This is a genomic window from Enterobacter sp. PP-008-ECC_S150, from assembly GCF_045257065.1.
In the GTDB taxonomy this organism is placed as follows: domain Bacteria; phylum Pseudomonadota; class Gammaproteobacteria; order Enterobacterales; family Enterobacteriaceae; genus Enterobacter; species Enterobacter chengduensis.
Window position 1 is genome coordinate 32,257 of the sequence record NZ_JBJHHG010000009.1, and the last position, 15,723, is coordinate 47,979.

At 58.5% G+C, this 15,723-nt stretch carries 12 protein-coding genes; 11 read left to right on the forward strand and 1 reads right to left on the reverse strand.

The window, feature by feature from the left end:
- Positions 1 to 45: 45 nt before the first annotated feature.
- From syd to ACJBF3_RS11625, 8 genes are all read left to right on the forward strand, one after another.
- Positions 46 to 591, forward strand: a complete 546-nt coding sequence (syd, locus tag ACJBF3_RS11590; RefSeq protein ID WP_045331972.1) for a SecY-interacting protein — start codon at positions 46 to 48, stop codon at positions 589 to 591.
- A gap of 631 nt (positions 592 to 1,222) precedes the next feature.
- Positions 1,223 to 1,552: a YqcC family protein gene (locus ACJBF3_RS11595; protein WP_045331971.1), complete on the forward strand. Its 330-nt coding sequence runs from the start codon at positions 1,223 to 1,225 to the stop codon at positions 1,550 to 1,552.
- Positions 1,549 to 2,325: a tRNA pseudouridine(65) synthase TruC gene (gene truC / locus ACJBF3_RS11600; RefSeq protein ID WP_045331970.1), complete on the forward strand. Its 777-nt coding sequence runs from the start codon at positions 1,549 to 1,551 to the stop codon at positions 2,323 to 2,325. Before ACJBF3_RS11595 ends, truC begins: the two co-directional genes overlap by 4 nt.
- A gap of 24 nt (positions 2,326 to 2,349) precedes the next feature.
- On the forward strand, positions 2,350 to 2,799 hold the full coding sequence (locus ACJBF3_RS11605; protein WP_047717614.1) for a flavodoxin: 450 nt from the start codon (positions 2,350 to 2,352) through the stop codon (positions 2,797 to 2,799).
- A gap of 293 nt (positions 2,800 to 3,092) precedes the next feature.
- On the forward strand, positions 3,093 to 4,448 hold the full coding sequence (locus ACJBF3_RS11610) for an MFS transporter (RefSeq protein ID WP_045331968.1): 1,356 nt from the start codon (positions 3,093 to 3,095) through the stop codon (positions 4,446 to 4,448).
- The gene (locus ACJBF3_RS11615; protein WP_045332003.1) at positions 4,448 to 5,788 is read left to right on the forward strand and encodes an enolase C-terminal domain-like protein; all 1,341 of its coding nucleotides are present in this window, start codon (positions 4,448 to 4,450) and stop codon (positions 5,786 to 5,788) included. The genes ACJBF3_RS11610 and ACJBF3_RS11615 overlap by 1 nt, the downstream gene beginning before the upstream one ends.
- Before the next feature lie 15 nt (positions 5,789 to 5,803).
- A complete protein-coding gene (gene gudD / locus ACJBF3_RS11620) occupies positions 5,804 to 7,141 on the forward strand; it encodes a glucarate dehydratase (protein ID WP_059517960.1) in 1,338 nt (445 codons plus the stop codon).
- A 77-nt stretch (positions 7,142 to 7,218) separates the two neighbouring features.
- Positions 7,219 to 8,358 carry a glycerate kinase gene (locus ACJBF3_RS11625; protein WP_045331965.1) on the forward strand — a complete coding sequence of 380 codons (1,140 nt, stop codon included), beginning with the start codon at positions 7,219 to 7,221 and terminating at the stop codon, positions 8,356 to 8,358.
- A 92-nt stretch (positions 8,359 to 8,450) separates the two neighbouring features.
- On the opposite strand, the gene barA is transcribed toward ACJBF3_RS11625, so the two are convergent.
- The gene (gene barA, locus ACJBF3_RS11630) at positions 8,451 to 11,210 is read right to left on the reverse strand and encodes a two-component sensor histidine kinase BarA (RefSeq protein ID WP_045330577.1); all 2,760 of its coding nucleotides are present in this window, start codon (positions 11,208 to 11,210) and stop codon (positions 8,451 to 8,453) included.
- A 57-nt stretch (positions 11,211 to 11,267) separates the two neighbouring features.
- Here barA and rlmD point away from each other — a divergent pair, with 57 nt between their 5' ends.
- From rlmD to mazG, 3 genes are all read left to right on the forward strand, one after another.
- A complete protein-coding gene (gene rlmD / locus ACJBF3_RS11635) occupies positions 11,268 to 12,566 on the forward strand; it encodes a 23S rRNA (uracil(1939)-C(5))-methyltransferase RlmD (RefSeq protein WP_045330580.1) in 1,299 nt (432 codons plus the stop codon).
- Between the two features lie 51 nt (positions 12,567 to 12,617).
- On the forward strand, positions 12,618 to 14,849 hold the full coding sequence (gene relA / locus ACJBF3_RS11640) for a GTP diphosphokinase (RefSeq protein ID WP_008499628.1): 2,232 nt from the start codon (positions 12,618 to 12,620) through the stop codon (positions 14,847 to 14,849).
- A gap of 64 nt (positions 14,850 to 14,913) precedes the next feature.
- On the forward strand, positions 14,914 to 15,705 hold the full coding sequence (gene mazG, locus ACJBF3_RS11645; protein WP_045330583.1) for a nucleoside triphosphate pyrophosphohydrolase: 792 nt from the start codon (positions 14,914 to 14,916) through the stop codon (positions 15,703 to 15,705).
- Positions 15,706 to 15,723: the final 18 nt, after the last annotated feature.

Sequence of the window (15,723 nt, forward strand, 5' to 3'; positions counted from 1 at the left end):
ACTTATGCCCTGAGTTTATCCTGTCTGACAAGAAGAGAGAAATCGGTGAACATCGAAACGGCAAATGCCCTTACTACCTTCACGACCCGCTACTGTGATGCATGGCATGAAAAGCAGGGTTCGTGGCCGCAAAGTGCTGATTTATATGGCGTACCTTCACCGTGCATTATCTCTTCGCTCGAGGATTACGTTATCTGGCAGCCGCAGCCCAATACCGGCGAGCAAAATGTAAATGCGGTTGAACGGGCAATGGACATTGTGGTACAACCAGCGGTTCACGCGTTTTACACCACGCAGTTCGCAGGGGATATGCCCGCGCGCTTTGCTGATATCACGCTGACGCTGTTGCAGACCTGGAGCGAAGACGATCTGCAGCGTGTTCAGGAAAACCTGATTGGTCATCTGGTCACGCAAAAACGCCTTAAGCTTTCTCCGACGCTCTTTATTGCCACGCTGGACAGTGAAATGGACGTTATCTCCGTCTGTAACCTGTCAGGTGAAGTGGTTAAAGAGACTATCGGTACCCGCAATCGCGAGACTCTCGCCCCCTCTCTTGCGGATTTCCTTACCCGGCTTGAGCCGCTTCTGTAATCCATGATGCTATCGCGCGTGTGAGAGATCTCTTACAAGGTTTGTGAGAGATCGCTGGAACATTCAGTATTACCTCAATTATTTCAGATTAATATCACTCTATTTTTCAATGGATTACTGGCCGATCGCACTGTTTTCAGGGATGTCTTACGGCTTACAACACGGAAAGGGTGGGTTGTAAGACGAAGCGGAATAGCGGATTCTATCCCCGTCGACAGGACGCCGACACGAGAAACGAACATCAGGATGATGGCGTTTCTTACTCAGGACACGTCAGGATGGCGCTGCAGGAAGGCTTCAGGATGAAGCAAAGTGGATAACGCAGGATGCGTAAGGGACACCTCCAGGAAGGAGAACGAGAGCCGGTCGGGATGGTCGGTGGGTCAGGAAGGCCAGGACGTTTCAGGATGAAACAAACACGTCAGGACGATGTGTGCAGGATGAATCGGTTTACGGATGACCAGGCCTTCGGGCTTCAGGAAAAGTTGTCACGGATGAGCAGGGAGCACGAATTGTAGCTGGAATGCTGCGAAACGAACCGGGAGCACTGTTTTTACAGTGCTCCCTTTTTTTATTTCTGCCTTCCGCAATGCTATGCTGCGCGCCGTTCACTTTTTCAGTTGAGGTTACTATGACGCAACACGATAGCGTTCGTGCGCAGTTGCACGCCATCGAAGCCCTTTTGCGCCAACATCAGCTGTGGCAGGAGACCGCGCCGCAGCCAGAGGCGTTCGCGAGCACCCAGCCCTTCTGCCTGGATACGCTGGCCCCGTTTGAGTGGCTGCAGTGGGTGTTAATTCCGCGCATGCACGCCCTGCTTGAGGGCGGTCACCCGCTGCCGCAGGCCTTTGCTGTCTCTCCCTACTATGAAATGGCGCTAGAGGCGACGCACCCCGCGCGCGCCGTGATGCTGGTCGAACTGGAAAAACTGGATGCCCTGTTTGCCGGTGAAGATGCATGACGCTTGAGATCGTCTATCAGGACGAGTGGCTGGTGGCGGTAAACAAGCCGTCCGGCTGGCTGGTACACCGCAGCTGGCTGGATCGCGACGAGAAAGTGGTGGTGATGCAGACCGTGCGCGATCAGATTGGTCAGCACGTTTTTACCGCCCATCGCCTCGACAGGCCGACCTCCGGCGTGCTGCTGATGGGGCTTTCCAGCGAGGCGGGCCGTCTGCTGTCGCAGCAGTTTGAACAGCATCAGATGCAAAAGCGCTACCATGCGATCGTGCGCGGCTGGCTGACGGAAGCCGCCACGCTCGACTATCCGCTGGTAGAGGAGCTGGATAAAATCGCCGATAAATTTGCCCGCGATGATAAATGCCCGCAGCCTGCGGTGACGGATTATCGCGGCATGGCCACCACGGAAATGCCGGTGGCAACCAGCAAATTTCCCACCACGCGCTACAGTCTGGTTGAGCTATTGCCTAAAACCGGGCGTAAGCACCAGCTGCGACGCCATCTCGCGCACCTGCGTCATCCGATTATTGGCGACAGCAAGCACGGCGATCTGCGCCAGAACCGCAGCGCGGCCGAACACTTTGGCTGCCATCGTCTGATGCTGCACGCCAGCGAGCTGAGCCTGACGCACCCGTTTACCGGCGAGCCGCTGACTATCCGTGCGGGGCTGGATGACGTCTGGATGCAGGCGCTGTCACAGTTTGGCTGGCTGGGACAACTCCCCGAAAATGAAAGGGTTGAGTTTGTCTCGGGCAACGTTCAGGATGAACGGTAAACGCATTCATTATGGGAAAATAGCATGGCTGAAGTAGGCATTTTTGTCGGCACTATGTACGGCAACGCGCTGCTGGTAGCGGAAGAGGCGGAGGCAATACTCGCCCGCCAGGGCCATAAGGCCACGGTCTACGAAGACCCGGAGCTGGCAGACTGGGAAAAGTTTAAAGATAAATACATTCTGGTGGTGACCTCCACCACGGGGCAGGGCGATCTGCCGGACAGCATCGTGCCGCTGTTCCAGGGTATTAAAGACCAGCTAGGCTATCAGCCTGACGTGCACTACGGCATCATTGCCCTGGGCGACAGTTCTTACGCCAACTTCTGCGGCGGCGGCAAGCAGTTCGATGCGCTCCTGCAGGAGCAGAGCGCCCAGCGCGTCGGCGAGATGCTGCTGATTGATGCCGGCGAGCATCCGGAGCCGGAAAGCGAATCAAACCCGTGGGTCGAACACTGGGCAACGCTGCTTAAATAGTTATCCAGGCCGGGTCAGGCGTAGCCGCCACCCGGCATTATACTCCGCACCAAACGCCATTTCCGTGAACCACCTTCCACTCCTCTGGGCTTATGCCCTAAACAACCTCCCTCACACCCTTTAATACTGTGTTTTTGCACGGTGAGAGACGGTGTCACTCCTTCATATACTTTTCCGGTCACGATAAAACGGCCTCACGCCGTACCAAAACGACAAAAACGAATCTCATTCTGATTACCCTACCGGTGCTGTACAGAATGAACAGGCGAAAGCTATGTTTCAGGAGTGCAACAATGAGTACATTAAGCCACGCAGCGAGCAGCGCCGAAAAGCGCACCAACGCCCGCTACTGGATAGTGGTGATGCTGTTTATCGTCACGTCCTTTAACTATGGTGACCGCGCCACGCTGTCGATTGCCGGTTCGGAAATGGCAAAAGATATCGGCCTTGATCCCGTGGGCATGGGTTACGTTTTCTCCGCATTCTCATGGGCCTACGTCATCGGTCAAATTCCTGGCGGCTGGCTGCTGGACCGTTTTGGCTCTAAACGCGTCTATTTCTGGTCCATCTTTATCTGGTCGATGTTTACCCTGCTACAGGGTTTCGTCGATATCTTCAGCGGCTTCGGCATTATCGTGGCGCTCTTCACGCTGCGCTTCCTGGTGGGGCTAGCGGAAGCGCCGTCCTTCCCGGGCAACAGCCGCATTGTGGCGGCATGGTTCCCGGCGCAGGAGAGGGGAACGGCGGTGGCGATTTTCAACTCCGCACAGTACTTCGCAACGGTGATCTTCGCGCCCATCATGGGCTGGCTGACGCATGAGGTGGGCTGGTCGCACGTCTTCTTCTTCATGGGGGGGCTTGGGATCGTCATCAGCTTCGTCTGGCTGAAAGTGATCCACGAACCCCATCAGCACCCCGGCGTGAACAAAAAAGAGCTGGAGTACATCGCGGAAGGCGGCGCGCTGATCAACATGGATCAGAAGTCCGCAAAAGCAAAAGTTCCGTTCAGCCAGAAATGGGCGCAGATCGGGCAGCTCGTCGGCTCGCGCATGATGATCGGGATCTATCTGGGCCAGTACTGCATCAACGCCTTGACCTACTTTTTCATCACCTGGTTCCCGGTCTATCTGGTGCAGGCTCGCGGCATGTCGATTCTGAAAGCAGGATTTGTCGCCTCGGTCCCGGCAATCTGCGGCTTCGTGGGCGGCGTGCTCGGCGGGGTGATTTCCGACTGGCTGATGCGCCGCACGGGCTCGCTGAACATCGCGCGTAAAACGCCGATTGTGCTCGGCATGCTGCTCTCCATGACCATGGTGTTCTGTAACTACGTCAATGCCGAATGGATGATCATCGGCTTTATGGCGATGGCCTTCTTCGGCAAAGGCATTGGCGCGCTGGGCTGGGCGGTGATGGCGGATACGGCGCCGAAAGAGATCAGCGGCCTGAGCGGCGGTCTGTTCAACATGTTCGGCAACATCTCCGGGATTGTGACGCCCATCGCTATTGGCTACATCGTCGGCACGACCGGATCTTTCAACGGCGCGCTGATCTACGTGGGAATACATGCGCTGGTGGCCGTACTGAGTTACCTGGTGCTGGTGGGCGATATCAAGCGCGTCGAGCTTAAACCCGTTGCGGAGCGTGGATGATGACAACGCAATCAAGCCCAACCGTCACCGAGATGCAGGTCATCCCGGTGGCCGGGCAGGACAGTATGCTGCTCAATATTGGCGGCGCGCATAGCGCCTGGTTTACCCGTAATATCGTCGTGCTGAAAGACAGCGCAGGGCATACCGGCGTGGGCGAGGCCCCTGGCGGAGAGGTGATTTACCAGACGCTGGTTGACGCCATTCCGCAGGTGGTGGGCCAGGAGGTTGCCCGTCTGAACAAGGTGGTTCAGCGGGTGCACAAGGGCAATCAGTCGGCCGACTTTGATACGTTCGGTAAAGGCGCCTGGACGTTCGAACTGCGCGTCAACGCGGTGGCCGCGCTGGAGGCCGCCCTGCTTGATTTACTGGGTAAGGCGCTCAATGTTCCGGTCTGCGAGCTGCTGGGGCCCGGCAAACAGCGCGATGCGGTTACCGTGCTGGGCTATCTGTTCTACGTGGGCGATCGCACGAAAACCGATCTGCCCTATCTGGAATCTACCCCGGGGAGCCACGAGTGGTATCACCTGCGCCACCAGGAAGCGCTCTCCCGCGACGCAGTGGTGCGTCTGGCCGAGGCGGCGCAGGATCGCTACGGCTTTAAGGATTTCAAGCTGAAAGGCGGCGTGCTGCCCGGCGAGCAGGAGATTGAAACCGCCCGGGCGCTGAAAAAACGCTTCCCGGATGCGCGCATCACCGTTGACCCTAACGGCGCCTGGCTGCTGGATGAAGCCATCAGCCTGTGCAAAGGTCTGGGAGACGTGCTGACCTACGCGGAAGACCCCTGTGGCGCGGAGCAGGGCTTCTCGGGCCGTGAAGTCATGGCCGAGTTCCGTCGCGCCACCGGTCTGCCGGTCGCGACCAATATGATCGCCACCAACTGGCGTGAAATGGGCCACGCGGTCATGCTAAACGCCGTCGATATTCCGCTGGCGGACCCGCACTTCTGGACGCTCTCGGGCGCGGTGCGCGTGGCGCAGCTTTGCGATGACTGGGGGCTGACCTGGGGCTGCCACTCCAACAATCACTTCGACATTTCGCTGGCGATGTTTACCCACGTTGGCGCGGCGGCGCCGGGTAACCCGACCGCTATCGACACCCACTGGATTTGGCAGGAGGGGGAAGCCCGCCTGACGAAAAATCCGCTGGAAATCATCAACGGCAAGATTGCCGTACCGGATGCGCCGGGCCTGGGCGTGGAGATTGACTGGGATCAGATCCATAAAGCCCATGAGGCGTATAAAAAACTACCGGGCGGCGCGCGTAACGACGCGGGCCCGATGCAGTACCTGATTCCCGGCTGGACATTTGACCGTAAGCGCCCTGTTTTTGGACGTCACTGATAAAAGGATTACACGATGAGTACTTTTACTGCCCCTGTCGTCACTTCCATGCAAATCATTCCGGTCGCGGGCCATGACAGCATGCTGATGAACCTGAGCGGCGCGCATGCGCCGTTCTTTACCCGCAACATCGTCATTATCAAAGACAACTCTGGCCATACGGGCGTGGGCGAAATTCCGGGCGGGGAGAAGATCCGCCAGACGCTGGAAGAGGCCATTCCGCTGGTGGTGGGCAACACGCTGGGTGAGTACAAAAATGTCCTCAACACCGTGCGCAATACCTTTGCCGATCGCGATGCCGGCGGCCGCGGCCTGCAGACCTTCGATTTGCGCACCACCATCCACGTGGTGACCGGGATTGAATCCGCCATGCTGGATCTGCTGGGCCAGCATCTGGGCGTTAACGTTGCCTCGCTACTGGGAGAAGGTCAGCAGCGCAGCGAAGTGGAAATGCTGGGCTATCTGTTCTTTGTCGGCGACCGCAAGCTGACGCCACTGCCTTATCAGAGCCAGCCGGATGAACAATGCGACTGGTATCGGCTGCGCCACGACGCGGCGATGACCCCGGATGCGGTGGTGCGCCTGGCCGAAGCCGCGTATGAAAAATATGGCTTCAACGATTTCAAACTGAAGGGCGGCGTGCTGGCCGGTGAGGAAGAGGCACAGGCCGTCACCGCGCTGGCAAAACGTTTCCCGCAGGCGCGCGTGACGCTGGATCCGAACGGCGCATGGTCGCTTGATGAAGCGATCAAAATAGGTAAACAGCTAAAAGGCGTGCTGGCATATGCGGAAGATCCCTGCGGGGCTGAACAAGGCTTCTCAGGACGCGAAGTGATGGCGGAATTCCGTCGCGCGACGGGGCTGCCGACCGCGACCAATATGATAGCCACCGACTGGCGTCAGATGGGACACACCCTGTCATTACAGTCTGTCGACATTCCGCTGGCGGACCCGCACTTCTGGACGATGCAGGGGTCGGTGCGCGTGGCGCAGATGTGCCATGAGTTTGGCCTGACCTGGGGCTCGCACTCTAACAACCATTTCGATATCTCGCTGGCAATGTTCACGCACGTTGCCGCCGCCGCGCCGGGCACCATTACCGCTATCGATACGCACTGGATCTGGCAGGAAGGTAATCAGCGTTTGACTAAGCAGCCGTTTGAGATCAAAGGAGGCATGGTGCAGGTGCCTTCCACGCCGGGGCTGGGCGTTGAGCTGGACATGGACCAGGTGATGAAGGCCCATGAGCTGTATCAGAAACACGGTCTGGGCGCGCGGGACGACGCAATAGCGATGCAGTATCTGATCCCCGACTGGACATTCGACAATAAACGCCCGTGCATGGTACGATAAACGCATTGGGACCGCTCCCATGAACGGTCTTTTACGTGGTGTATGCTTAACGTAACGACTATGCGTAAGGATGGCTTATGAAAATTGTTATCGCACCGGACTCGTATAAGGAAAGTTTGAGTGCGCTTGAGGTTGCGACAGCGATAGAAAGGGGTTTTCGCGAGATCTTTCCCGAGGCGGTTTACGTCAAGCTGCCTGTCGCGGACGGTGGCGAAGGGACGGTTGAGGCGATGATCGCGGCCACGCAGGGACGCATTGTGCAGGTTCCTGTGACCGGCCCGCTGGGCGAGCGTGTGGAGGGGTTCTATGGCTTGTCCGGAGATAAGCAGAGCGCCTTTATTGAAATGGCGGCGGCAAGCGGCCTGGAGCTGGTCGTCCCGTCGCAGCGTAATCCCCTGAAAACCACCTCCTGGGGAACCGGCGAACTGATCCGTCACGCGCTGGATGCAGGCGTTAAGCATATCATCATTGGCATTGGCGGCAGCGCCACCAATGACGGCGGCGCAGGCATGGTGCAGGCGCTGGGGGCGAAGCTGCTGGACGACAATGAACAGCCTCTTGGGCTGGGCGGGGGCGAGCTGGGAAAACTCGCGCGTATCGACCTGAGCGGGCTGGACAAGCGCCTGGCGGAGTGCCGGATAGAGGTTGCCTGCGATGTGACCAACCCGCTTACCGGGAAGTACGGCGCGTCAGCCGTGTTTGGTCCGCAGAAGGGGGCCACACTCGAGATGATCGTCACCCTGGACAACGCGCTTGCGCAGTATGCGAACATCATTGCCCGGGATCTGGATATCGACGTGCTAAACCTTGAGGGAGGCGGCGCGGCGGGCGGCATGGGGGCGGCCCTGTACGCGTTCTGCGGCGCACAGTTGCGCCAGGGCATTGAGATCGTAACCGATGCGCTACGCCTGGCCGACCAGGTGGCCGATGCGGATCTGGTTATCACCGGTGAAGGCCGCATCGACAGCCAGACCATCCACGGCAAAGTGCCTGTGGGCGTGGCGAAAGTGGCGAAGCGCTTTAACAAACCCGTCATTGGCATTGCAGGAAGCCTGACGGCGGACGTCGGCGTGGTGCACGATCACGGCATTGATGCGGTGTTTAGCGTGATCTATACCATCTGCTCGCTGGAAGATGCGCTGGAAAATGCCAGCGAGAACGTCAGGATGGCCGCCAGAAATATCGCGGCGGTGCTGAAAGTGGGGCAGGCATTTTAGCGATAATTGCCGGGTGGCGGCTTCGCCTTACCCGGCCTACGTTCGTGCACCTGTAGGCCCGGTAAGGCGAAGCCGCCACCGGGCTTTTTATCTCAGTTCCCCAACACCTTCATCGCTTCCCGCGTCACGTTATCCATCTCATCCAGCAGCTCCAGGAACTCCGGCTCAAGCTCCGATTCCGGCGTACCGGCGCGCAGCTGCTGCTCCAGCAGCTGGCAGAGGTTTTTCAGCCGCGGTACGCCGCTGTATCCGCAGCTGCCGTGCAGCTTATGAATGGCTTCCAGCAGCGCTTCCGGGTTTTCACCCACCAGCTGCTCTTCCACCTTATTGCGAATCTCAGGCAGGAATGCGACCAGCATTTGCAGCATGTCGCGGGCGAGATCGGGTTTACCGGCCGCCTGGCGCAGGGCGAGCTGCCAGTCCAGGGTCGCGTTCTGGTTAACGCTGATTTCAACCGGCTCGCTGGATACCGTGTACGTTCCGCCAATATGGCCCGGCTTATAGCGCAACAGCAGGTTATGCAGTTTCTCTTCATCGATGGGCTTCGCCAGATAGTCATTCATCCCGGCGCTCAGCAGCTTCTCTTTCTGACCGGCCATCGCATGGGCGGTCACCGCAATGACCGGGGTTTGCTGCTGATGCGGCAGCTGGTGGATCAGCTCGCAGGCCCGAATGCCATCCATGCCCGGCATCTGAATATCCATCAGGATTAAATCGAACTGCATCTGCTTAGCCTGTTCAACCGCCTGCGCGCCGCTGGTGCACAGCTCCACATGCTGAACCTGGTCTTCCAGCAATACGCCAATCAGCTTCAGGTTGGCCGGGTTATCATCCACCGCCATCACGCTCATCGGCAGCTTTTGCTCATCGTTAATCAGCGGGAGGGCATGCTGGCTAAGACGGCAATATTCCGTGAGGGCGGGCAGCAGGCGGGTCGCGGTGAGCGGTTTCAGCAGACACGCGGCGGCCCCGTCGTTTTTCAACTCTTCAGCATTGAGCTGGGCATGGCAGGGCAGCGCCAGCAGCAGATAGTCCGTCATCGACGCGGCTTTCGCCAGCCGCTCCTGCTGCATGGTCAGTTCGCCGGTAAAGGTGACCGGAATGCCCATCAGCAGAATGTCGTAATGCTCAACGGCAAGGGCTGAGAAGGTCGGGCTGTAGACCACCTCCAGCGGCGTGGTGCTCAGAATATCGAGCGTACACTGCGCCGCCGCCGCGTTCGGTTCGACGTAGGCCAGACGCTTGCCCTTCAGGCAGTCCGTCACCGGGCCATCGGTCAGAACGTTCGGATTGAGGTCCAGGTTAATGTGGAACCAGAAGGTGGAACCGCGGTTCGGCTGGCTGTGGAAAGAGATATCCCCGCCCATCTCGTTCACCAGGCGCTGGGTGATCACCAGTCCCAGGCCGGTACCGCCGTGACGGCGGGAAATGCTGGCGTCCGCCTGGCGGAACGCCTGGAACAGACGCGACTGATCCCGCTCCGGAATGCCGATGCCGGTATCGCGGATCTGGACTTCAATCTGGACCTTATTGCTGCTGATCGAGCGTTTCTCTACCAGAACGTCGATATTACCGCTTTCGGTGAATTTAATGGCGTTCCCGACAAGGTTGGTGATGACCTGCTGCAGGCGCAGCGGATCGCCAATCACGTTATCCGGCACGTCGTTCTTAATGTTGAGCGTCAGCTCAAGGCCCTTGTCGTGCGACGAGTGCGCGAGCAGGGTTACGACCTCATCCAGCGTGCTGCGCAGCGGGAAGGGAATGCTTTCCAGGATCAGCTTGCCCGCCTCCAGCTTGGAGAAGTCCAGCACGTCGTTGATGATCGCCAGCAGGTTGTTAGCCGAACGTTCAATGGTGTGCAGATGATCGCGCTGAGTAGGGTTAAGCTCGCTTTTCAGGGTCAGGCGGGTAAAGCCGATCACGCCATTGAGCGGCGTGCGCAGCTCGTGCGACATATTGGCCAGGAATTCTGACTTAATACGCGCCGCTTCCTGGGCGCGCTTTTTCGCCAGATCCAGCTCAACGTTCTGGATTTCCATCTGCTCCAGCGTTTCGCGCAGGTCGGACGTCGCCTGGTCAACGTTGTGCTGCATCTCTTCGTGATACGCCGCCAGCGACATCGCCATCGAGTTGATGCCGTTCTTCAGCATATCCAGCTCGCCCAGCATAAACCCTTCGACCCGGCTGTCGAGCTGTCCCCGGCGGATGCGGTCTACCGTGTTGACCATGTTGCGGATGGGGCCCGTCACGTCACGCATCAGGCGCCAGCCGAAGATCAGCGCAATGCCAATGCAGAACAGCATCATCACGCCGGAGATAAAAATTTCTTTGTACTGCTGAAGCCTGACCGACTTGAGATCCAGCTCCAGCGCCACGTATCCCAGCATGTTATTGCTGGATTTGGCGTCAGATTGGGCAGACTCGTCGGGAGAATAGCTTTCCGACACGATCGGCGTGCGCAGGATCATGATATCGCCGCGCCGCAGTACGGTGAGGTGGCGCGGGAAGGGCGTACCGTCGGGGATCTTCAGGGCCGCCGGGTCGAGATGAAAATTCGAGGTAACAAACAGGCGGTTATGTTCGTCGTAAACGGAGATGGCGCGCACGATGTCCGAATGCCGCCGGTGGAGCACGCTGATTAACTGACCAATGGATTCGCGGTTTTGCAGGTTCATGCCGTACTCGCTGGAGACGGCGAGCGGTTCGATTATGCTGGCGCCTGCATCTTCCAGCTGTCGCTGCAAATCGTTATAGCGGTGCACCACAAAGAAGATACTCAGCAGCAAACCGATGAGAACGGTGGGGGCGAGGATCAAAATCATCATGCGCGCGCGCAGGCTGTAGTTGGTCATGGCGTTCCGTTATGGGACAATTAAGCTAATTATGTTTATATGAGAAAAATCTCGGCGATGGCGCAATTCTACTCTGCAAAGCGACGCGTGACGACGCGTCAAATCATAACCGTTGAAGCCACGGACCTGGATCCGTTTGGTCAGGGGGTGGCGCGTCACAACGGTAAGGCTCTGTTTATAACAGGTTTGCTGCCAGCAGAACGAGCAGAAATTACGCTGACGGAAGATAAACGCCAGTTCGCCCGCGGGCAGGTTAAGCGTCGCCTCAACGATAGCCCGGAGCGCGTGGCGCCTCGCTGCCCGCATTTTGGCGTGTGCGGGGGCTGCCAGCAACAGCATGCGAGCACAGAATTACAGCAAAAAAGTAAAAGCAGCGCCCTGGCGCGGTTGCTTAAGCATGACGTTAACGAAATCGTTGCCGATGAGCCCTGGGGCTATCGCCGCCGCGCGCGCCTGAGCCTCAGCTATCAGCCAAAAACGGCGCGGCTGGAGATGGGTTTTCGCAAGGCCGGTTCAAGCGATATCGTCGATGTGAGGCAGTGCCCCATTTTGGTGCCCCATCTTGAGGCGTTGCTTCCGCACGTGCGCACCTGCCTCTCCGGGCTGGAGGGCGTTCGCCACCTTGGACACGTCGAACTGGTCATGGCCAACAATGGTCCGCTGATGGTCCTGCGCCATACCGCGCCGCTGTCGAAAAAAGATCGCGAAAAACTGGAACGCTTTTCGCATTCCCACGACCTGGCGCTTTTCCTCGCGCCGCAAAGCGAGATACTTGAACAGGTTACCGGTGAGACGCCCTGGTATGCGTCAAACGGGCTACGCTTAACGTTCAGCCCGCGGGATTTCATTCAGGTGAATGATGGCGTTAACCAGCAGATGGTCGCGAAAGCGATGGCATGGCTGGACGTTCAGCAAAGCGATCGCGTACTCGATCTGTTCTGCGGCATGGGTAACTTCACGCTGCCGCTGGCGCGAGAAGCGGCCAGCGTCGTTGGCGTGGAAGGCGTTGAGGCGCTGGTGGCGAAAGGGCAGGAGAACGCGCGGCAGAACGGCTTGCAAAATGTGACATTCTTTCATCAAAATCTTGAGGAAGATGTCACGCAACAACCGTGGGCGCAGCAGGGTTTTGACAAAATCCTGCTCGACCCGGCGCGTGCCGGTGCCCCGGGCGTGATGGCACATATTATTAAACTCGCGCCGAAGCGCGTGGTCTATGTTTCCTGTAACCCGGCGACGCTTGCCCGTGACAGCGAGGCATTACTCAGCGCGGGTTACCAGATTCAGCGTCTGGCAATGCTGGACATGTTCCCGCACACTGGGCATCTGGAATCGATGGTGTTGTTCGAGCACATCTAATTTGTTTGGCTTGTCGACTTCGATAGGCCCTGGTCCCTAAAGGAGAGGACAATGGTTGCGGTAAGAAGTGCACATCTCAATAAAGCTGGGGAGTTTGACCCACAAAAATGGATCGCAAGTCTGGGAATTTCCAGCCAGCAGTCGTGTGAACGCTTAACCGAAACCTGGGCCTATTGTCTGCGCACCACGCAGGGGCATCCCGATGCCGATCTTCTCCTGTGGCGCGGCGTGGAGATGGTGGAAATCCTCTCCATGCTGAACATGGATATCGAAACGCTGCAGGCCGCGCTTCTTTTCCCTCTGGCAGATGCAGACGTGGTCAGCGAAGACGTGCTGCGCGACAGCGTCGGTAAATCCGTTGTCGCCCTGATCCACGGCGTGCGCGATATGGCGGCCATTCGTCAGCTTAAAGCCGCACACACCGATTCCGTCTCCTCTGAGCAGGTCGATAACGTTCGCCGGATGCTGCTGGCTATGGTGGACGACTTCCGCTGCGTGGTCATCAAGCTGGCCGAGCGTATTGCCCACCTGCGTGAGGTGAAGGATGCGCCGGAAGACGAGCGCGTGCTGGCGGCAAAAGAGTGTACAAACATCTATGCGCCGCTGGCGAACCGCTTGGGGATTGGCCAGCTGAAATGGGAGCTGGAAGACTACTGCTTCCGTTATCTGCACCCGGCGGAATATAAGCGCATTGCCAAACTCCTGCACGAGCGCCGTATCGACCGCGAGCACTATATCGAGGAGTTCGTCGGCGGCCTGCGCCAGGCGATGAAAGAAGAGAACGTGCGGGCCGAAGTCTACGGTCGACCCAAGCACATCTACAGCATCTGGCGCAAAATGCAGAAGAAACATCTCGCCTTCGACGAGCTGTTTGACGTGCGCGCCGTGCGCATCGTGGCGGAGCGTCTGCAGGACTGCTACGCCGCGCTGGGTATAGTGCACACGCACTTCCGCCATCTGCCGGATGAATTCGATGACTATGTCGCCAACCCCAAACCGAACGGCTACCAGTCTATCCATACCGTGGTGCTGGGCCCCGGCGGCAAAACGGTTGAGATTCAGATCCGCACCAAACAGATGCACGAAGACGCCGAGCTGGGCGTTGCCGCGCACTGGAAATACAAAGAAGGCACCTCCGGCGGGGCGCGTTCTGGTCACGAAGACCGCATTGCCTGGCTGCGCAAGCTGATTGCGTGGCAGGAAGAGATGGCCGACTCCGGCGAGATGCTCGACGAAGTGCGCAGCCAGGTCTTTGACGATCGGGTGTACGTCTTTACCCCGAAAGGCGACGTTGTCGACCTGCCTGCGGGCTCCACGCCGCTCGATTTTGCCTACCACATCCACAGCGATGTGGGGCACCGCTGCATTGGGGCAAAAATTGGCGGGCGTATCGTACCGTTCACCTATCAGCTGCAGATGGGTGACCAGATTGAAATCATTACCCAGAAACAGCCCAACCCGAGCCGCGACTGGCTGAACCCGAACCTGGGCTACGTCACCACCAGCCGCGGGCGCTCGAAAATTCACGCCTGGTTCCGCAAGCAGGATCGGGACAAGAATATCCTTGCCGGTCGTCAAATCCTCGACGACGAGCTGGAGCATATCGGAATCAGCCTGAAAGAGGCGGAGAAATTCCTGCTGCCGCGCTACAACTTCAACGAGCTTGACGAGCTGCTGGCGGCCATCGGCGGCGGCGATATCCGCCTGAATCAGATGGTGAACTTCCTGCAGGCGCAGTTCAATAAGCCAAGCGCGGAAGAGCAGGATGCGGCGGCGCTGAAGCAGCTGCAGCAGAAAACCTACGCCCCGCAGCAGCGCAGCAAAGACAACGGCCGCGTGGTGGTCGAGGGCGTGGGCAATCTGATGCACCACATTGCCCGCTGCTGCCAGCCTATTCCAGGCGACGATATCGTCGGCTTTATTACCCAGGGGCGCGGGATTTCGATTCACCGTTCCGACTGCGACCAGCTTGCCGAGCTTCAGTCCCATGCGCCGGAGCGCATCGTGGAAGCGGTCTGGGGGGAAAGCTATTCCGCTGGCTACTCGCTGGTGGTGCGCGTCACCGCCAACGACCGTAGCGGCCTGCTGCGCGACATCACGACCATTCTCGCCAACGAGAAGGTTAACGTGCTGGGCGTCGCCAGCCGCAGCGATACCCGCGAGCAGCTTGCCACCATCGATATGACTATCGAAATCTATAACCTGCAGGTGCTGGGCCGCGTGCTCGGTAAGCTGAACCAGGTGCCGGATGTGATTGACGCGCGTCGTCTGCACGGCGGCTAAACATCCTCTTCCGTAGGCCGGGTAAGGCAACGCCGCCACCCGGCATTTTTATCAGGACAGAACTATGACTCAAATTGACCGCCTGCTCGGCATCATGAAGCGCCTGCGCGACCCGGAAAACGGCTGCCCGTGGGATAAAGAGCAGACTTTCGCCACCATCGCCCCGTACACCCTTGAAGAGACCTACGAGGTGCTGGACGCTATTTCCCGCGAGGATTTTGACGACCTGCGCGGCGAGCTGGGCGACCTGCTGTTCCAGGTGGTGTTCTATGCGCAGATGGCGCAGGAAGAAGGGCGCTTTAACTTTGACGATATCTGCGCTGCCATCAGCGACAAGCTTGAGCGCCGTCATCCCCATATCTTCGGTGATGCCGCTGCCGGAAACAGCGCGGAGGTGCTGACCCGCTGGGAGCAGATCAAAAGCGCCGAGCGGGCAGAGAAATCTCAGCACTCCGCGCTGGACGACATTCCGATGAGCCTGCCCGCGCTGATGCGCGCGCACAAAATCCAGAAACGCTGCTCCGCCGTGGGCTTTGACTGGACCTCCCTCGGCCCGGTGCTGGATAAAGTGCACGAAGAGATTGACGAGGTCATGCACGAAGCGCAACAGGCGGTGGTGGATGAAGCGAAGCTTGAGGAAGAGATGGGTGACCTGCTGTTTGCGACCGTCAACCTTTCTCGCCACCTGGGTGTAAAAGCGGAAACGGCCCTGCAAAAAGCCAACCTGAAATTCGAACGCCGCTTTCGCGAAGTGGAGCGGATTGTGGCCTCGCGAGGCCTGGATATGACCGGAATTGACCTCGAGGCAATGGAAGAAGTCTGGCAGGAAGTAAAGCGCCAGGAATCTGATCTCTAACGAGATTTTGCGATCAAG